We start from the raw sequence: 18,456 nt of genomic DNA on the forward strand, positions 1-18,456 counted from the left end.
ATCACGCACTAAATATCTCTTCCACCATGCCATCCACCAGTCGTTTTGCCGAACAGAGTCTCGGCATACCCAGCGCGACCGTTTGCCAGCTCTGCGTCACTGACCAGCTCACCGGATGTTTATCCGCCTGACACCAGTCCCCCAGCCAGCCAAGCATATCTTTATAATCCATCAGACCAGGAGAAGCGGGCGTCGTCAGCCACTGATGGTAAAAATGCCGGGTGGTGGGAGAAGCGTTAATCCCCTGTGCCAGATAGTTTGCGGCCATGCTGCGCAGGTTATCTTTCAGCATGGCCGCCACATCACTATTCGCCAGACGACAGGCATCGCCAAACGCGCCCCAGCGCAACTCTTCCAGCACGATAAAGCAGCGGCCAGCCAGCGACCAGCCGTCATACTGCCCGGCTCGCCAGCGGGTAAAAATTTGCTCGCTGTGCTCACCCGCCTGAACCGTAAGGCCGCGCTGCGCGAGCGCTTTCTCTTTATAGGCGGCACGCTGGTTGAAATGTGCGGAGAGCGCCTCGTACTGTTGCAACAATCCGGAAGGTTGAGGGAGGCGTGGATTAACCTGCTGGCGCAGGGCTACCAGCTTGTCGGACATGCGGGTCAGCGCCAGGTGTCCCGGGTCGAGCATACCGGCCAGTTTCTCCGCCAGACCCAGCCGCAGTGCTGCATTTTCGTTGAGCATTCCCGCCATTGCCCATGGCCGCAACCGGGTCTGCGTAACGATCTCCTGCGTCAAACGCTCACGAAATTGCAGTTGCTGTGGCCCCAGGAGGGTGTGACGAGCAGCATCCGCCCCCTGGACCAAATCGACCATAAATTTTGGATGAATACACTCCAGCGTCCGCCCGGGACCGTCCAGTAGCTGTGTTGTCATGGTTGCTCTGCCGCGAATAAGGTTTGAATATCATCGCGTAACAGTCGGGTATCTTCCTGAATCCACGCCGCTGTGGTCATACTTTGCTTCAACAACTGGCTAAGCGCCCGGGTTGAATGCTCATTCTGCTGCCGCACGGCAAGGCTATCACGCAAGCTTTCCTGTAACCCGGTCAGGCACAACGAAAACTCTGCAAAGAACGTTGCCATACCTGCCGTAACAGAGACATCGACCTGCGCGGCCAAAGCTTTACGTATTTGATCGCAAAACTGATCGGTATGCTGCGTAAATTTGCCATGAAGCTGGGCGATATCGATGACATATCGGGTGCGCGTCTCCACATACGCTTCCCAGCCCCAGCCGGGATGATTGAGCCAGCGCGAGACGGTATTACGTACGCTGCCCGCCCCTGCAGGCTGACTGGCGGGAGGGGTGTCCTGCACAATGGCATCATTAAATAAGCCGCGCGTATTGAAGTTAAGCTGGTTTGCCTGAAACGCCGGAAAGCTAATCCGCGCCCGAAAGCCGGCATGACTGAGCTGTTCCTTAATTTGCATCTCGATGGGGCGCATCGCCTCATTCAACGATCGGGCGAGCGTAGACTCCAGCTGATCGAAGCGTAACGCCAGCTCCCGGCTAATTCTGCTCTGCGCATTCAGCAAAATCTGCTCGCATGACGATCGGATCTTGCTCAGGACAATCTGTGCCTGCCCTTCATCGTCAAGCACCAGTTGCTGGTTCCCATCCGTGTCGTCTGTACGCATGCTGGATGGCTCGCGCCCGGCTAAATCAAGAATTAACGGGCGGCTAAACATGTCGTCCAGCGCCTGGTGAAGTTCGCCTTTCTGACTAAGCAGAAATGTATCCGCTGCGTTGAGCGCCTCTTCAACTTCATGCTGGACCTCATCGCTCACTACGCTCTGCCGCTGACGCAGCATCGCCATGTCCTCTTCCAGGCGCTTAATATTCCGCTCCAGCTCATCAAAGGCGACCGTCAGTCCCTGATGGCGAAAATCCAGGTATTCTCTGGCATTTTGCGCATAGTTCAGCAGCTTATGCGATGCCGACCGCAGGGCGAACAGCGAGGCGTTGGCGTAAGCCGCGTAAATCAGCTTGCGGATGGGCTGTTCGAACAGCGAATCCTCCCACAGCAGATCCGCCGCATGGCGAATATGGTCACTATCGTCGAGATCGGCCGTACGCCAGCGGCGGCCCAGCGCGGCCTCGGCAAAATCCTGTACCCAACGCTGATCCTGATGATCGGGAAGCCGCCCATGGGTGTTCATCTCATAGCGGGCGCGGTTTGCCAGGTAGGCCCACATGGAAGAGACCGGATAAATTTGTCCCGGAGAAATATTCCCTTTCATCAGCGTGCCGGAAATCATCGCCCGTACCTGCTCTTCATCGTCGCTGTTACGATCTTTCTGATCGAATTTATTGACCAGGGCGTAAAGCGGCAGGGATTTCCCCGCCGCCGAAATTGCCTGACGAACCTCGGCGTCGGAAATAGATTTAAGCTGGGTATAGTCCATCACCGCCAGCACGGCGGAGGCGCGCGCCAGCTGCTCGCTGAGCATTTTTTGCAGGTGCGGCTGTCCGGCCTCGTTCGGCCCCGGCGTGTCGAGCAGCGTCAGTTGCCCCAGGTGCGCATCCAGACCGGCGAGGTGCACAAATTCCACCTCAATCACCGGAATATGTTCAATCGCGGCGTACTCAGAAAAAGGAAACTCCACGCCCAGCGCCTGAGAAAGCCGCACCAGATCGTTCAGGCTTTTCAGACAATGAAAGATGGGCTCCGCGCCCAGGTGATGTTTTCCGAACGCCTCACCTCTTTCGATGCGCTCCAGCAGCGTATTCATGTCCTTGTCGATTTCCAGACGCCGCGCCAGCTTGCCGCGATCTTTATCGCACAATTTCGTCTGCAACTGGGAAATCAGGGTATCAATGGGCGCAACGTGCAAAAAATGCAGCACCGGCTCCTTCTGGCCCGGCGTATGGCGGATCAGCGTGGGCAGCGCCGTCATCGGACGATTGCGGTTCGGCAGCACTTCCGTGCCCACAATCGCATTAATGGTGGTCGATTTTCCCGCTTTCATGGTACCCACAATCGCCAGCACCATTTCGAGGCGGGTTATTTTGCGTAATTCGTTATTCAGCAACGCCTGCTGAGCGTCGACACCCCGCGCGCTAAAATGTAATGGCAAAACGTTGTTATTAACGCCGCTCATGGCAGCGGCTGTGCTATCCAGCTTTGCAATCGGCATTGATTTTAATGAATCAAGATTGTTCAGAGCCAGCTGTAACAAACGTTCGGCTTCCTGGCTTAATTCAAATATGGTCTGTGTGTGCATGATAAAAGCCTTCCCTTAACGCAAATTTATTACTTTTATTAAGCCACGTTTTTTTAATTATACTGTTCAGGCTTATATGATCACGTATGGAAAACATGTTCATTTAATACAAGCCACTGAAGATAATGAGAATTTAAATCTCACCCTTCTAATACGTGTAAAACATCCCTCTGGTCAGAAGACCAAAAGTAAATAGACAAAACGCATTTTCAGGAAACATCAGGAGATATCATCGTTATTTACCCACCAAAAAAGAGAGGTATTCCCTGACACCAAAAGATGTATAGCATCAGAAAGGATAGATAAATAACGGCTTGTTCCTTCACCTTATCCGAAATGGCACAGCGTAGCAATTTGCTGTAATAAAATATTCGATATATTTATCATCATAACGATCACTGCCGTGCAGGGCATAAGCTTCCCCTAATTCACTGACAGTTCGTGTCATCTTTTACGCATTTTTGCGCTATTTTTCTAAAACAATATCACCGACAAAAGTGGGGATTTGCGTTATACTCGCTGCCTTTTTCGGCACACTGCCGTCATTTAGCTGGCGTTTTCCAGCGTGTTAACACTTTTGAGGATACCAACATGCAACTTCCACACTGCCCGAAATGCAATTCTGAATACACCTATGAAGACAATGGCATGTTCGTTTGCCCGGAATGCGCCCATGAATGGAACGATGCGGAGCCTGCGCAGGACAGCGATACGCTGATTGTGAAAGACGCGAACGGCAACCTGCTGTCAGACGGCGACAGCGTTACCGTTGTGAAAGATCTGAAGGTAAAAGGCAGTTCTTCCATGCTGAAGATTGGTACCAAAGTGAAAAACATCCGTCTTGTTGAAGGCGATCATAATATCGATTGCAAAATTGACGGCTTCGGTCCGATGAAACTGAAATCTGAGTTCGTGAAAAAGAACTGATTGACCCGCCCGGTGACGCTTCGCTTACCGGGCGTCCGGGAACTACACTTAACGGGCTTTTCTTACGTGAGGTAAAGATTATGCCGTTAAGTCCCTACATCTCTTTCGCCGGCAACTGTGCGGAGGCCACCGCCTTCTATCAGCAGGCCGTCGGCGCAGAACTCCTCTACAAAATCACCTTCGGCGAAATGCCTAAAGACGAAAACAGCGAAGAAGGCTGTCCGTCCGGCATGAACTTCCCGGATACCGCCATCGCCCACTCTAACGTCCGCATCGCGGGCAGCGACATTATGATGAGCGACGGGATACCGCCTGGCAGCAGCGCGCAATACGCGGGTTTCACACTGGTGCTCGACACCCAGGATGTGTCGGAAGGCAAGCGCTGGTTCGACAACCTCGCCGATGGCGGCAATATTGAAATGGCCTGGCAGGAGACCTTCTGGGCGCACGGATTCGGCACTGTGACCGACAAATACGGCGTGCCGTGGATGATTAACGTCGTTAAATCGTAGGCTGGATAAGCGCAGCGCATCCGGCAACAGCGTCCGGTGGCGCTGCGCTGACCGGGCCTACGGTGATTGTCATCAAATCCCCCTCAACTCTTCAAACTCCCGCAACCAACACTTAACCTGAATGTCATATTGATGCGCCAGCATGAGGCCACATTTATCGTGAGGCCCAGCACATGCAAACTGTCATTCGCGTCGAGAAACTGAGCAAAACCTTCCATCACAACAAGGCGCTGCATGCCGTTGATCTGACCGTCCAGCAGGGCGAAATGGTGGCGCTGCTGGGGCCATCCGGTTCAGGAAAATCCACCCTTCTTCGTCACTTAAGCGGCCTCATTACCTGTGACAAAACGCCGGAAAGCCGCGTCGAGCTGCTGGGTAACACCGTGCAACATGCGGGGCGTCTGGCGAGCGATATTCGCAAAAGCCGCGCGCAGACGGGCTATATCTTTCAGCAGTTCAACCTGGTGAACCGCCTGACGGTGCTCGAGAACGTGCTGATTGGCGCGCTCGGCAGCACCCCGTTCTGGCGCACCTGCCTGCGCTGGTTCTCCCCTTCCCAGAAACAAGAAGCCTTACAGGCGCTGACCCGCGTCGGCATGGCGCATTTTGCCCACCAGCGCGTCTCAACGCTCTCCGGCGGACAGCAGCAGCGCGTCGCCATCGCCCGCGCCCTGATGCAGAAAGCCAAAATCATTCTGGCCGATGAGCCTATCGCCTCGCTGGATCCGGAATCGGCCCGCATCGTGATGGAAACCCTGCGCGACATCAACCAGAACGACGGCATCACCGTGGTGGTGACGCTGCATCAGGTGGATTACGCCCTGCGCTACTGCGAGCGCATCGTCGCCCTGCGTCAGGGCCACGTGTTCTTCGATGGCGCCAGCCATCAGTTTGATAACGAACGTTTTGATCATCTCTACCGCAGCGTAAACCGCGTCGAAGAACGCGCGCAGGCTGCTTAACGCCCCGATAACGAGGAATGGAAATGAACTACAAAGCCGTTGCCGCGCTGGCCTTCACCAGCATGTTCAGCATCAGCACCCTGTTAAGCCCGGCCTGGGCAGAGGAACAGGAAAAAGCGTTGAACTTTGGCATCATTTCAACGGAATCACAGCAAAACCTGAAGCCGCAGTGGGAACCGTTCCTGAAAGATATGGAAACCAAACTGGGGATCAAAGTGAACGCCTTCTTCGCCCCGGACTACGCGGGCATTATCCAGGGAATGCGCTTCAACAAAGTCGACATCGCGTGGTACGGCAACCTCTCTGCCATGGAAGCGGTAGATCGCGCCAACGGCCAGGTCTTTGCCCAGACCGTTGCAGCAGACGGCTCCCCGGGCTACTGGAGCGTGCTGATCGTTAACAAAGACAGCCCGATCAACAACCTCAACGATATGCTCGCCAAACGCAAAGAGCTGACCTTTGGTAACGGCGACCCGAATTCTACGTCCGGCTTCCTCGTCCCGGGTTACTACGTCTTCGCGAAAAACAACATCTCCGCCAGCGACTTCAAGCGCACGGTCAACGCCAGCCACGAAACCAACGCCCTGGCCGTAGCAAACAAGCAGGTAGACGTTGCCACCAACAACACTGAAAACCTCGACAAGCTGAAGACCTCCGCGCCGGACAAGCTGAAAGCGCTGAAGGTGATCTGGAAATCGCCATTGATCCCGGGCGACCCGATCGTGTGGCGTAAAAACCTCTCCGAAAGCACCAAAGACAAGGTCTACGACTTCTTTATGAACTACGGCAAAACGCCGGAAGAGAAAGCAGTGCTGGCGCACCTGGGCTGGGCACCGTTCCGCGCGTCCAGCGATTTGCAACTGGTGCCGATTCGCCAGCTGGCGCTGTTTAAACAGATGCAGGGCGTGAAGGACAACAAAGGTCTGAAGGAAGAAGAGAAGACCAGCAAAGTGTCGGAAATTCAGGCGCAGCTGGACGATCTCGACCGCCTGACCGCCGCGCTCGGCGCGATGACCAGCGTGAATAAAGCGGTGCAGTAACTCAAGTCCCCTCTCCCTTGAGGGAGAGGGTTAGGGTGAGGGGGAAAGGCGCACGCTGATGCCCTCACCCCGGCCCTCTCCCACAGGGAGAGGGAGAACAGATTAAGGAGCCAACATGCAAACCATCACCCTCCCGCCGCCAAAGCGCAGCTGGTTCTCGCTCATAAGCTGGGCCGTTCTGCTGGCGGTGCTCGTTATCTCCTGGAAGGGCGCGGAGATGGATCCGCTGCTGCTCTTCAGGGACTCGGGCAACATGGCGACCTTCGCCGCCGACTTCTTCCCGCCGGACTTCAGCCAGTGGCAGGACTACCTCAGTGAAATGGCCACCACCCTGCAAATCGCCGTCTGGGGCACCGCCCTCGCCGTGATCCTCTCCATTCCGTTTGGCCTGATGAGCGCCGAAAACATCGTGCCGTGGTGGATCTACCAGCCGATGCGTCGCCTGATGGACGCCTGTCGCGCCATCAACGAAATGGTCTTTGCGATGCTGTTCGTGGTCGCCGTCGGCCTGGGTCCGTTCGCTGGCGTGATGGCGCTGTTCATCCACACCACCGGCGTACTCTCCAAGCTGCTCTCCGAAGCGGTTGAAGCCATCGAGCCCGGCCCGGTGGAAGGCATCCGCGCAACCGGCGCGAACAAAATCGAAGAGATCCTCTACGGCGTCCTGCCGCAGGTCATGCCGCTGCTCATCTCCTATTCGCTATACCGCTTCGAGTCCAACGTTCGCTCCGCCACCGTGGTCGGCATGGTGGGCGCAGGCGGTATTGGCGTCACCCTGTGGGAAGCGATTCGCGGTTTCCAGTTCCAGCAAACCTGCGCATTGATGGTGCTCATCATCGTCACCGTCAGCCTGCTGGATTTCCTCTCTCAACGCTTGCGTAAGCACTTCATCTGAGAAGCGAGGCTTTGATTGGTATGCACTTATCCAGACATCCGACCAGTTACCCTACCCGCTGGCAAGAGATTGCGGCAAAGCTCGAAGTGGAGCTGCGCACGCACTATCGGTGCGGCGACTACCTGCCTGCCGAGCAGCAGCTTGCCGACCGCTACGAAGTGAATCGCCACACCCTGCGTCGCGCCATCGATCAGCTGGTGGAACGCGGCTGGGTCCAGCGTCGTCAGGGCGTCGGCGTGCTGGTGCTGATGCGCCCGTTTGACTACCCGCTCAATGCTCAGGCGCGTTTTAGCCAGAACCTGCTTGATCAGGGCAGCCACCCCACCAGCGAAAAGCTGCTGTCTGTCCTGCGCCCGGCCTCCCGCCACGTAGCGGACGCGCTGGGGATTCAGGAGGGCGACAACGTCGTTCACCTGCGCACGTTGCGCCGGGTGAACGGCGTGGCGGTCTGTCAGATCGACCACTACTTCGCGGACCTCTCCCTCTGGCCCGTGCTGCAACATTTCGCCAGCGGTTCCCTGCATGATTTTCTTCAGGAGGCGACGGGTATCGCGCTCAAACGCACCCAGACGCGCATCAGCGCCCGCCGCGCGCAGGCTAAAGAGAGCAAGGTGCTGGAGATCCCCAACATGGCCCCGCTGCTCTGCGTGCGCACCCTCAACCACCGTGACGGCGACGTCAACGCAACGGAATACTCCGTCAGCCTGACCCGCGCCGACATGATTGAATTTACCATGGAGCACTGAATGCACTTCGACACCTCCACTCGTCAGCGCTGGATGCGCGTGCTGGCCCACAGCCAGCCTGCTGCGCTGGCTGCCCGCATGAACGCGCTCGGCCTGACGCCGGACTACGACACGATCCGCGCGCCGGAGATCGGCCTGGTGCAGATCCAGGCACGCATGGGCGGCACCGGCGAGCGCTTCTTCGCCGGCGATGCCACCCTCACCCGCGCGGTGATCCGCCTGAGCAGCGGCACGCTGGGCTACGGCTACGTACTTGGACGCGACAAAACGCACGCCGAGCGCTGCGCGGTTATCGACGCGCTTTTACAGGAACAGCCGCATTTTCAGACCTTAATGGAAACCCTTATTGCCCCGCTGGAAGCTGACCGCGCCGCACGCCTTGCCGCGCGTCAGGCCGAAGTGAATACCAGCCGGGTCGACTTCTTTACGCTCGTTCGCGGAGACAACGCATGACGCTTCAACCTGCCTTTACCCTGGCCGTCCAGGATGCCCAACAGAGTTTCCGTCGCCTGCTGAAAGCCATGAGCGAGCCCGGCGTGATCGTCTCGCTGCACCAGCTTTCGCAGGGCTGGCTGCCGCTGAATCTCGCCTCTACCAGCGTGCTGCTGACGCTGGCGGACAACGACACGCCGGTATGGCTGTCAGGGGCATTGCTGAACGATATCGCCAGCCAGAACCTGCGCTTTCACACCAACGCGCCGCTGGTCGAGCAGCCCCAGCAGGCGGTCTTCGCCGTGGCAGACGAGCAAATCAGCCACGAGCAGCTTAACGCCCTGAGCGAAGGCAGCGCCGTCGCCCCGGAAACCAGCGCCACGCTGATTTTGCAGGTCTCCAGCCTGAGCGGTGGTCGCATGCTTCGCCTGACGGGTGCAGGCATCGCCGACGAGCGGATGGTCGCCCCCCAGCTGCCGGAGTGCATCATCCATGAGCTGACCGAGCGCCCGCATCCGTTTCCGCTCGGCATTGACCTGCTCCTGACCTGCGGCGAGCGCCTGCTGGCGATCCCGCGAACCACTCACGTGGAGGTGTGCTGATGTACGTTGCCGTCAAAGGGGGCGAGAAGGCGATCGCCGCCGCCCATGCCTTGCAGGCGCACAGACGCCGGGGGGATGACGCTCTTCCCGAGCTGAGCGTCGCCCAGATTGAACAGCAGTTAAACCTGGCCGTCGACCGCGTGATGACCGAAGGCGGCATCGCGGACCGTGAGCTGGCGGCACTGGCGCTGAAACAGGCTAGCGGCGATAACGTGGAAGCCATCTTCCTGCTGCGCGCTTACCGCACAACGCTTGCGAAGCTGGCGGTGAGCGAGCCGGTAAATACGGCGGAAATGCGTTTAGAGCGCCGTATTTCTGCGGTGTATAAAGATATTCCTGGCGGCCAGCTGCTTGGCCCCACCTACGACTACACCCATCGTCTGATGGACTTCGCTCTGCTGGCAAACGGTGAAACACCGCAGCTCAGCGCCTCTGATGCTGAACAAGACGCCTCCCCGCACGTCTTTAGCCTGCTGGCAAACCAGGGGCTGGCGAAGGCGGAAGAAGACACCGGCAGCACACCGGATGACATCACCCGCACGCCGCCGGTCTATCCCTGTTCGCGCTCGTCCCGTCTGCAACAGCTGATGCGCGGCGACGAAGGCTATCTGCTGGCGCTGGCCTACTCCACGCAGCGCGGCTACGGGCGCAACCACCCGTTCGCGGCAGAGATCCGCAGCGGCTATCTCGATGTCGAAATTGTGCCAGAAGAGCTGGGGTTTGCGGTGAACATCGGCGAACTGCTGATGACCGAGTGCGAAATGGTCAACGGTTTTGTCGCGCCAGAAAATGAAGATCCACACTTTACCCGCGGCTACGGGCTGGTGTATGGCCTGAGCGAGCGCAAGGCGATGGCGATGGCGCTGGTTGACCGTGCGCTCCAGGCGCCGGACTACGGCGAGCATATTGCAGGCCCGGCACAGGACGAAGAGTTCGTGCTGGCCCACGCGGATAACGTTGAGGCCGCGGGCTTTGTCTCGCACCTCAAGCTGCCGCACTACGTCGATTTCCAGGCCGAACTGGAACTGCTGAAACGCCTGCAACGGGAGCGCGCCAATGGCTAACTTAAGCGGCTACAACTTTGCCTATCTGGACGAGCAAACTAAACGCATGATCCGCCGCGCCATCCTTAAGGCTGTGGCGATCCCCGGCTACCAGGTGCCGTTCGGCGGCCGCGAAATGCCGATGCCCTACGGCTGGGGCACCGGCGGTATTCAAATCACCGCCAGCGTGATTGGCGAAGCGGACGTGCTGAAGGTCATCGACCAGGGGGCAGACGACACCACCAACGCCGTGTCGATCCGCAACTTCTTCAGGCGCGTAACGGGCGTCAACACCACTGAAAAAACCGAAGACGCGACGCTGATCCAGACCCGTCACCGCATTCCGGAGACCCCGCTGACTGAAGATCAGATTTTGATTTTCCAGGTGCCGATCCCGGAGCCGCTGCGCTTTATCGAGCCGCGGGAAACCGAAACCCGCACCATGCACGCCCTGGAAGAGTACGGGATCATGCAGGTCAAACTGTATGAGGATATCGCCCGCTTCGGCCATATCGCCACCACCTACGCCTACCCGGTGAAGGTGAACGGCCGCTACGTGATGGACCCGTCGCCGATCCCGAAATTCGATAACCCGAAGATGGACATGATGCCCGCCCTGCAACTTTTTGGTGCCGGACGTGAAAAACGCATCTACGCCGTACCGCCGTTTACCCGCGTAGAGAGCCTGGATTTCGACGATCACCCGTTTACGGTGCAGGAGTGGGACGAGCCGTGCGCCATCTGCGGATCCAAACACAGCTATCTGGATGAAGTGGTGCTGGACGACACTGGCAAACGGATGTTTGTCTGCTCCGACACTGATTACTGCCGCCAACAGAGCGAGGCGAACAGCCAATGAAACCGCTGCTTTCGGTTAACAACCTGACTCACCTTTATGCGCCGGGCAAAGGCTTTAGCGACGTGTCGTTTGAGCTGTGGCCGGGCGAAGTGCTGGGCATTGTCGGCGAGTCCGGCTCCGGTAAAACCACCCTGCTGAAGTCCATCTCCGCGCGCCTGACGCCGCAGAATGGCGACATTTTGTATGAGGGCGTGTCGCTGTATGGCATGAGCGAAGCCGAGCGCCGCCGCCTGCTGCGCACCGAGTGGGGCGTGGTGCATCAGCACCCGATGGACGGCCTGCGCCGTCAGGTGTCAGCGGGGGGCAACATCGGTGAACGGCTGATGGCCACCGGCGCACGCCACTACGGCAATATCCGCGCCACGGCGCAGCACTGGCTGGAGGAAGTTGAAATCCCCGCCTCGCGCATCGACGACCTGCCGACCACCTTCTCCGGCGGCATGCAGCAGCGTTTACAGATTGCCCGCAATCTCGTCACCCATCCGAAGCTGGTGTTTATGGACGAACCGACCGGCGGGCTGGACGTATCCGTGCAGGCTCGCCTGCTCGACCTGCTGCGCGGCCTGGTGGTGGAGCTGAACCTGGCGGTGGTGATTGTCACCCATGATTTAGGCGTCGCGCGCCTGCTGGCGGACCGTCTTCTGGTGATGAAGCAGGGTCAGGTGGTGGAAAGTGGGTTAACCGACCGGGTGCTCGACGATCCCCATCATCCGTACACCCAGCTGCTGGTGTCGTCCGTATTGCAGAACTGAGGGCGCTGTTGCCGGGTGGCGCTGCGCTTACCCGGCCTACGAACAGCGCACCTGTAGGCCGGGTAAGGCGAAGCCACCACCCGGCAAAACGAACACCGCACCCGTAGGCCGGGTAAGGCGAAGCCGCCACCCGGCAAAACGAATCGCGAGGCAAAAATGATCCACGTTGAAAATGTCAGTAAAACCTTTGTGCTCCACCAGCAAAACGGTGTCCGCCTGCCGGTACTGCAAAATGCCTCATTAGAGGTCAGAAACGGCGAATGCGTGGTGCTGCATGGCCATTCCGGCAGCGGAAAATCCACCCTGCTGCGCTCCCTGTATGCCAACTACCTGCCGGACGAAGGCCATATTCATATCCGCCATAACAATGAATGGGTCGATCTGGTCCAGGCTCCCGCGCGCAAGGTGCTGGAAGTACGCCGCTGGACGATCGGCTGGGTCAGCCAGTTCCTGCGGGTGATCCCGCGGATCTCTGCCCTGGACGTGGTCATGCAGCCCCTGCTGGATCTCGGCGTGCCGCGCGAAACCTGCACCGCTAAAGCCGCCAGCCTGCTGACGCGTCTCAACGTACCGGAGCGTCTGTGGCACCTCGCCCCGTCGACCTTTTCCGGCGGCGAACAGCAGCGCGTGAACATCGCCCGCGGCTTTATCGTCGATTACCCGATTTTACTCCTGGATGAACCCACCGCCTCGCTCGACAGTAAAAACAGCGCAGCGGTGATGGAACTGATCGAACAGGCCAAAGCGCGCGGCGCGGCGATCGTCGGGATCTTCCACGACGACGCCGTACGCCATCGCGTGGCGGACAGACTGCACCCGATGGGGACAAACGCATGATTATCAATAACGTCAGGCTGGTACTGGAAAATGAGGTCGTGAACGGCTCGGTTGAGGTCCGGGACGGTGTCATCCGCGCGTTTGCTGAAACCCAGAGCCGCTCACCGGACGCGATGGATGGCGAAGGCGGCTGGCTGCTGCCGGGGCTGATTGAGCTGCATACCGATAATCTTGATAAATTTTTCACGCCCCGCCCGAAGGTCGACTGGCCTGCTCATTCAGCGATGAGCAGCCACGACGCGCTGATGGTCGCCAGCGGCATCACCACGGTGCTGGACGCGGTGGCGATCGGCGACGTGCGCGACGGCGGCGATCGGCTGGAGAACCTGGAGAAGATGATCAATGCCGTGGAGGAGACGCAAAAGCGCGGCCTCAACCGCGCCGAGCACCGCCTGCACCTGCGCTGCGAGCTGCCGCACCACACTACCCTGCCGCTGTTTGAAAAGCTGGTGGGCCGCGAGCCGGTCTCGCTGGTTTCCCTGATGGATCACTCGCCGGGGCAGCGCCAGTTCGCCAACATTGAAAAGTATCGCGAATACTATCAGAGCAAATACGCGCTCAATGATGCCGAGATGGCGCGCTATGAAGAAGAGCAGCTCCAGCTTGCGGCGCGGTGGTCGCAGCCGAATCGTCTCTCCATTGCCGCGATGTGCCGTGACCGTAATATTGCCCTGGCCAGCCATGATGATGCCACGCACGACCATGTTCGCGAATCCCACCAGCTTGGGAGCGTGATCGCCGAATTTCCCACCACGTTCGAGGCGGCAGAGGCATCGCGTAAGCATGGCATGAACGTGCTAATGGGTGCGCCGAACATCGTGCGCGGCGGGTCGCACTCCGGAAACGTGGCGGCAAGCAAGCTCGCCTCCCTCGGCCTGCTGGATATCCTCTCATCTGACTATTACCCCGCCAGCCTGCTGGACGCGGCCTTCCGCGTCGCGGACGACGAAGGCAATAGCTTCACGCTGCCGCAGGCGATTCGCCTGGTGACGAAAAACCCGGCCACCGCGCTCAATCTTCACGATCGCGGGGAAATTGCCGAGGGGAAACGGGCCGATCTGGTGCTGGCGCACCGTAAGGGCGAGCACATTCATATCGACCACGTCTGGCGTCAGGGAAAAAGGGTGTTCTGATGGGAAGACTCATCTGGTTAATGGGCCCGTCCGGCTCCGGGAAGGACAGCCTGCTGTCGGCGTTACGGCAGCGGGAACACTCACAGCTGCTGGTGGCGCACCGCTATATCACGCGCGATGCCAACGCCGGAAGCGAAAACCATATCGCCCTGAGCGAGCAGGAGTTTTTTACCCGCGCCGGACAAAACCTGCTGGCGCTAAGCTGGCATGCCAACGGTTACTACTATGGCGTCGGCATTGAGATCGACCTCTGGCTGCACGCGGGGTTCGACGTGCTGGTTAACGGCTCACGGGCGCATCTCCCGCAGGCTCGCGCCCGGTACGAAGCGGCGCTGCTCCCGGTCTGTTTGCAGGTTTCCCCGGAGGTTCTGCGTAGCCGGCTGCAAAAGCGGGGGCGCGAAAACGCGCGCGAGATCGACCAGCGGCTGGAACGTGCGGCGCGCTACACCCCGTCGGGTTGCCATCTCCTCAATAACGACGGAAGTTTGCTACAGTCAGTCGAGACCTTTCTATCGCTTATTCGCCAGAAGGAGAAACAGCATGCCTGACTGCCAGCTTCGCCCCGCCACCGCCGACGATGCGCCGATCGTTTACGCTCTGATCTGCGAACTTAAGCAGGCCGAGTTCGATCATCAGGCGTTTCACGCCGGGTATCTGGCCAACTTGCAGGATCACAATATGCGCTACCAGCTGGCCGAGCTGGACGGGAAGATCATCGGGATGATCGGCCTGCACATGCAGTTTCACCTGCACCACGCCCGCTGGATCGGCGAGATCCAGGAGCTGGTGGTGATGCCGCAGGCGCGCGGATTGAAAGTGGGCAGCCAGCTGCTGGCCTGGGCAGAGGAGATCGCACGCCAGGCAGGCGCCGAGCTGACCGAGCTTTCCACCAGCGTGAAGCGCGTGGACGCGCACCGTTTTTATGTTCGTGAAGGATATACGCAAAGCCATTTCCGCTTCACCAAACCGCTGTAGAGGTGCGTTATGAGTCTGACGATCACGCTGACAGGAACCGGAGGGGCGCAGCTGGTGCCGGTGTTTGGCTGCGACTGCGCGGCGTGCCGACGGGCGCGTTTGCAGGAAAATTATCGCCGTCGCCCCTGCAGCGCGGCGGTGAAATTCAACGATGCGGTCACCTTGCTGGACGCGGGTATTCCACACCTGATGGACGACTGGCCCGCGGGGAGTTTCAGGCAGTTTTTGCTTACCCACTATCATATGGATCACGTTCAGGGGCTGTTTCCTCTGCGCTGGGGCGTGGGAGCGACCATTCCGGTTTACGGTCCGCCGGACGACGCAGGCTGTGACGACCTGTTCAAACATCCGGGCCTTCTCGATTTCAGCCACACGGTGGAGCCGTTTGTGACGTTTGAACTTCAGGGCTTGCGGGTCACGCCGCTGCCGCTCAACCATTCAAAACTCACATTTGGCTATCTGCTGGAGTCCGCCCACAGCCGCGTGGCGTGGCTTTCTGATACCGCCGGGCTACCGGATAAAACGGTGACGTTTCTGCTAAATAATCAGCCGCAGGCGATGATTATTGACTGTAGCCATGAACCGCGCCAGGAGACGCCGCGCAACCACTGTGATTTGAATACGGTGATTGCGCTGAACGAGGTGATTGGCTGTCCGCAGGTGATCCTGACGCATATCAGCCATCAGTTTGACGTCTGGATGATGGATAACCCGCTGCCGTCCGGCATTGAAGCGGGGTATGACGGGATGGTGCTGGTGCTGGATTAGGTTTTCTCCCTCTCCCGTGGGAGAGGGTTGGGGTGAGGGCAACAGGCCGCACTTAGCCGCGATCGTAATCGTCTTCCAACCGGCGCTCATCCTCCTCTAACCGACGCCGGTCGTCATCCAGCTGCCGCTGACGCTCGTCTAAGCGCTGGCGTCGGTCTTCTAACTGCCGGCGACGGTCGTCGTACTGGCGGCTGTCGGTTTGACGGCTGCGATCGTAACGATCGTCGTCATCGTCATTACGGCTGCTGCCGGGGTTATAGGCGTCGTTGATCGCCTGCTGAATATTGCCAATAGCATCATCAATCACATCGGCATGCGCCAGTTGGCTGGTTAAAGTCAGCAGACCCAATAACAGAGCGGTAGAGTAACGTTTCATAAGGCCAGACTCGCAGGTGAACTGGCCTTAAAGTAATGACTGGCTGTTAGCGGGAGTAGCGGAGGAATCTCAAATTACCATCACCTTGCGCAGCGCCTGCGCCAGCTGTGCGCGGGTGAACGGTTTTCGCAGTAACGGAACGTCCGGCAGCTGCGGGTTATGCGCCGGGCGCAAATCCTGCCCGCTGATCAGCAGAACCGGCAACTGCGGATAGTGGCTGCGTACATGGCCGATCACCTCCGCACCGCTCAGGCCGCCCGGCAACATCAGGTCGCTGATAAACATACCGATATCCGGCGACGCGTCCAGCATGTTCAGCGCCTGCTCGCCGTTTTCGGCTTCAAGTGTCAGGTAGCCAAGCTGGTGCAGTTGCTCGCACAGGGTCTGACGCACGCCCGCCTCATCTTCCAGGACCAGCACAAGCAGCTCACTTTCTGCCGGGGCCGTGGTCGCCAGCACGACATCATCGGAGAACGCGGGCAGCGTCGAGCGCGGCAGCTGGAGCCGCACGGTGGTTCCCTGCCCCGGCGCGCTTTCGATCTCAACGCGACCACCCGACTGGCGCACAAAGCCGTACACCATCGACAGCCCTAGCCCGCTGCCGCTGCCGGTCTGTTTGGTGGTGAAGAACGGTTCAAAGACCTGCGATTTCACCTCCTGCGACATCCCGCAGCCGTGGTCAATCACCTCCAGCGCGACCATATCCTGCCTGCGCCCGTCGCTGCGGGTCACACGCTGGTTCCAGGTGCGGATTTTGATCACACCGTATTGCCCCTCCATTGCGTCACGGGCGTTCATTACCAGGTTGATAATGGCGTTTTCCAGCTGGCTGACGTCAATCCATGCGGGCCACGCCGGGGTTTGCGCTTCAATATCCAGCGTCAGCGTGGCGGGAAGCGAGTGCCGCATCAGCTCGCTCAGGTTCTCCAGCAGCGGCTTCATCTCTACCGCATGGGGTTGCAGGGATTGCTTGCGCGAGAAGGCCAGCAGACGCTGGGTGAGCATGGCTCCGCGTTCCGCGGCTTTAAGCGCACGGGTGATGCGCGGCGCGTCCGGTGATGCCGAATCGGTCAGCTCCAGACTGCCGATAATCACCGCCAGCAGGTTATTAAAATCATGCGCCAGGCCACCCGTCAGTTGCCCGACCGCCTTCATTTTCTGGCTGTGCAGCAGCGCCTCCTCCAGCCCCTGACGTTCGATGCGGTCAACCTCCATCTGTGAGGTCTTCTCCTTCAGCAGCCGCGTGGTGTGCTCCAGCGAAGCGGTATTGCGGGCGAAAACGTTAAACGCGCGCGCCAGTTCCCCCAGCTCATCACGCCGCTGTAGCGCGGGCACCAACACATCCTGCTCCCCGTGAGCGAGACGCGACATCGCCCTTGAGATAGCCGTCAGGTTGGAGCCCAGATTGCGGTAAATATACCAGCAGGCACAGCCGGTGATGATCAGCGCCAGCACCGCGAAGATGCTGATAAACACGCTGATGGATTGCAGCTCGTGATGGCTCTGGGCCGTGCGAAGCCGGGAAGCCTGCGCCACCTGTTCAACGTACTGATTAATGTCGCTGTTTAATATCGCCACCAGCGCCTTGATGTGGAACATGTACCAGCTGATGGACAGATCGCTCTCCTCCAGCTGCGTCGACAGTGGTGCGAGCTTGCGCAGCTCATCATTAAAATCCGGGAGCACCAGGTTGGCCACCGGTTGCAGGGCGCTCGCGGATAACCCCGCGGTTACTGCATCCAGCTGCTGCACCGTGGCGCGCGGTGAAGGGGTATCAATGGCGGCAACGATCAGCCTGTCCATCTCTGCAAGCTGTCGGGCGTCTGGCACATTGCTCGCGTAACGGCGGTTGATATCCTGCAAATGACGCAGGTAGCTTTGGCTTTGATAGAGCGAGCTGAGCAGCGCGTTACGCTCCAGATGCCGCTTTTGCCCGCGCTCCAGCATTCCCGTCACGCTCTGCTGTAATTCATTACTCCTGCGAATAATTCGCGCCACCAGCGCCGGCTCCTGCTGCGCCAGCGGCGCATCGGCAAGTTGATCCAGCGAGTGGCGCAGCGCCATCTGCGTCTGTTTCAGCCGCTCGGCTTCGCCTTTGTACTCCAGCGCACCGACCACCTGCGACAGCCGCACCGCCGCCGTTGCCACATTTGCGGTATCACGGGCGAGGTTCATGCTGCCGGTCATGTCATCCAGCGTTTGCTGTTGGACCTGCTCCTGGATCTGGCTGGCGTGACGAAAGCCGAGCACCGCCACACCGCTGACCATCAGCGTGACGGCGACCACCAGCAGATTAAAAATCAGCAGGCGTCCGCGGGCGCTGGTGAAGAACGGGGGGCGTGAAGACATGGGTTTGGGCTCCTCTG

20 protein-coding genes are annotated in these 18,456 nt (G+C 59.1%); 16 read left to right on the forward strand and 4 right to left on the reverse strand.

Going from position 1 to position 18,456, the window contains the following annotated elements:
- Window position 1: 1 nt before the first annotated feature.
- Together AC4OVS_RS20285 and crfC are read right to left on the reverse strand one after the other, a co-directional pair.
- Window positions 2-880 carry a diguanylate cyclase regulator RdcB family protein gene (locus AC4OVS_RS20285; RefSeq protein ID WP_022646791.1) on the reverse strand — a complete coding sequence of 293 codons (879 nt, stop codon included), beginning with the start codon at window positions 878-880 and terminating at the stop codon, window positions 2-4.
- Window positions 877-3,231, reverse strand: coding sequence for a clamp-binding protein CrfC (crfC, locus tag AC4OVS_RS20290; protein ID WP_491922673.1), 2,355 nt, complete (start codon window positions 3,229-3,231; stop codon window positions 877-879). Before crfC ends, AC4OVS_RS20285 begins: the two co-directional genes overlap by 4 nt.
- 591 nt (window positions 3,232-3,822) lie before the next feature.
- Between crfC and AC4OVS_RS20295 the strand changes: the two genes are divergently transcribed.
- From AC4OVS_RS20295 to phnP, 16 genes are all read left to right on the forward strand, one after another.
- Window positions 3,823-4,158 carry a zinc ribbon domain-containing protein YjdM gene (locus AC4OVS_RS20295; RefSeq protein WP_022646789.1) on the forward strand — a complete coding sequence of 112 codons (336 nt, stop codon included), beginning with the start codon at window positions 3,823-3,825 and terminating at the stop codon, window positions 4,156-4,158.
- Between the two features lie 80 nt (window positions 4,159-4,238).
- Window positions 4,239-4,670, forward strand: coding sequence for a VOC family metalloprotein YjdN (gene yjdN, locus AC4OVS_RS20300; RefSeq protein ID WP_022646788.1), 432 nt, complete (start codon window positions 4,239-4,241; stop codon window positions 4,668-4,670).
- A gap of 173 nt (window positions 4,671-4,843) precedes the next feature.
- Window positions 4,844-5,632 (forward strand): phosphonate ABC transporter ATP-binding protein, encoded by a 789-nt coding sequence (gene phnC, locus AC4OVS_RS20305; RefSeq protein WP_003860210.1) that lies wholly within the window; start codon window positions 4,844-4,846, stop codon window positions 5,630-5,632.
- Between the two features lie 23 nt (window positions 5,633-5,655).
- On the forward strand, window positions 5,656-6,672 hold the full coding sequence (phnD, locus tag AC4OVS_RS20310) for a phosphonate ABC transporter substrate-binding protein (RefSeq protein ID WP_022646786.1): 1,017 nt from the start codon (window positions 5,656-5,658) through the stop codon (window positions 6,670-6,672).
- A gap of 115 nt (window positions 6,673-6,787) precedes the next feature.
- Window positions 6,788-7,567 carry a phosphonate ABC transporter, permease protein PhnE gene (phnE, locus tag AC4OVS_RS20315; RefSeq protein WP_022646785.1) on the forward strand — a complete coding sequence of 260 codons (780 nt, stop codon included), beginning with the start codon at window positions 6,788-6,790 and terminating at the stop codon, window positions 7,565-7,567.
- 20 nt (window positions 7,568-7,587) lie between these two features.
- Window positions 7,588-8,313: a phosphonate metabolism transcriptional regulator PhnF gene (gene phnF / locus AC4OVS_RS20320; RefSeq protein ID WP_022646784.1), complete on the forward strand. Its 726-nt coding sequence runs from the start codon at window positions 7,588-7,590 to the stop codon at window positions 8,311-8,313.
- Window positions 8,314-8,766, forward strand: a complete 453-nt coding sequence (gene phnG / locus AC4OVS_RS20325) for a phosphonate C-P lyase system protein PhnG (RefSeq protein WP_023299115.1) — start codon at window positions 8,314-8,316, stop codon at window positions 8,764-8,766.
- Window positions 8,763-9,347, forward strand: coding sequence for a phosphonate C-P lyase system protein PhnH (phnH, locus tag AC4OVS_RS20330; RefSeq protein ID WP_023305278.1), 585 nt, complete (start codon window positions 8,763-8,765; stop codon window positions 9,345-9,347). The genes phnG and phnH overlap by 4 nt, the downstream gene beginning before the upstream one ends.
- On the forward strand, window positions 9,347-10,411 hold the full coding sequence (locus AC4OVS_RS20335; protein WP_022646782.1) for a carbon-phosphorus lyase complex subunit: 1,065 nt from the start codon (window positions 9,347-9,349) through the stop codon (window positions 10,409-10,411). Before phnH ends, AC4OVS_RS20335 begins: the two co-directional genes overlap by 1 nt.
- The gene (gene phnJ / locus AC4OVS_RS20340; RefSeq protein ID WP_023299113.1) at window positions 10,404-11,249 is read left to right on the forward strand and encodes an alpha-D-ribose 1-methylphosphonate 5-phosphate C-P-lyase PhnJ; all 846 of its coding nucleotides are present in this window, start codon (window positions 10,404-10,406) and stop codon (window positions 11,247-11,249) included. Before AC4OVS_RS20335 ends, phnJ begins: the two co-directional genes overlap by 8 nt.
- Complete coding sequence (gene phnK / locus AC4OVS_RS20345; RefSeq protein ID WP_003860225.1) at window positions 11,246-12,001, forward strand: phosphonate C-P lyase system protein PhnK; 756 nt, start codon at window positions 11,246-11,248, stop codon at window positions 11,999-12,001. Before phnJ ends, phnK begins: the two co-directional genes overlap by 4 nt.
- 156 nt (window positions 12,002-12,157) lie before the next feature.
- On the forward strand, window positions 12,158-12,838 hold the full coding sequence (phnL, locus tag AC4OVS_RS20350) for a phosphonate C-P lyase system protein PhnL (protein WP_491922674.1): 681 nt from the start codon (window positions 12,158-12,160) through the stop codon (window positions 12,836-12,838).
- Window positions 12,835-13,971, forward strand: a complete 1,137-nt coding sequence (gene phnM, locus AC4OVS_RS20355; RefSeq protein ID WP_491922675.1) for an alpha-D-ribose 1-methylphosphonate 5-triphosphate diphosphatase — start codon at window positions 12,835-12,837, stop codon at window positions 13,969-13,971. Before phnL ends, phnM begins: the two co-directional genes overlap by 4 nt.
- Window positions 13,968-14,519, forward strand: coding sequence for a ribose 1,5-bisphosphokinase (phnN, locus tag AC4OVS_RS20360; protein ID WP_032621424.1), 552 nt, complete (start codon window positions 13,968-13,970; stop codon window positions 14,517-14,519). The genes phnM and phnN overlap by 4 nt, the downstream gene beginning before the upstream one ends.
- Window positions 14,512-14,946: an aminoalkylphosphonate N-acetyltransferase gene (gene phnO, locus AC4OVS_RS20365; protein WP_022646777.1), complete on the forward strand. Its 435-nt coding sequence runs from the start codon at window positions 14,512-14,514 to the stop codon at window positions 14,944-14,946. Before phnN ends, phnO begins: the two co-directional genes overlap by 8 nt.
- Before the next feature lie 9 nt (window positions 14,947-14,955).
- Window positions 14,956-15,714: a phosphonate metabolism protein PhnP gene (gene phnP / locus AC4OVS_RS20370; protein WP_023305273.1), complete on the forward strand. Its 759-nt coding sequence runs from the start codon at window positions 14,956-14,958 to the stop codon at window positions 15,712-15,714.
- A 52-nt stretch (window positions 15,715-15,766) separates the two neighbouring features.
- On the opposite strand, the gene yjdP is transcribed toward phnP, so the two are convergent.
- Both yjdP and AC4OVS_RS20380 read right to left on the reverse strand, forming a co-directional pair.
- On the reverse strand, window positions 15,767-16,090 hold the full coding sequence (yjdP, locus tag AC4OVS_RS20375) for a DDRRRQL repeat protein YjdP (RefSeq protein ID WP_161177876.1): 324 nt from the start codon (window positions 16,088-16,090) through the stop codon (window positions 15,767-15,769).
- A gap of 69 nt (window positions 16,091-16,159) precedes the next feature.
- The gene (locus tag AC4OVS_RS20380) at window positions 16,160-18,439 is read right to left on the reverse strand and encodes an ATP-binding protein (RefSeq protein WP_491922676.1); all 2,280 of its coding nucleotides are present in this window, start codon (window positions 18,437-18,439) and stop codon (window positions 16,160-16,162) included.
- Window positions 18,440-18,456 lie beyond the last annotated feature (17 nt).

The organism is Enterobacter sp. 4974935 (genome assembly GCF_058661735.1).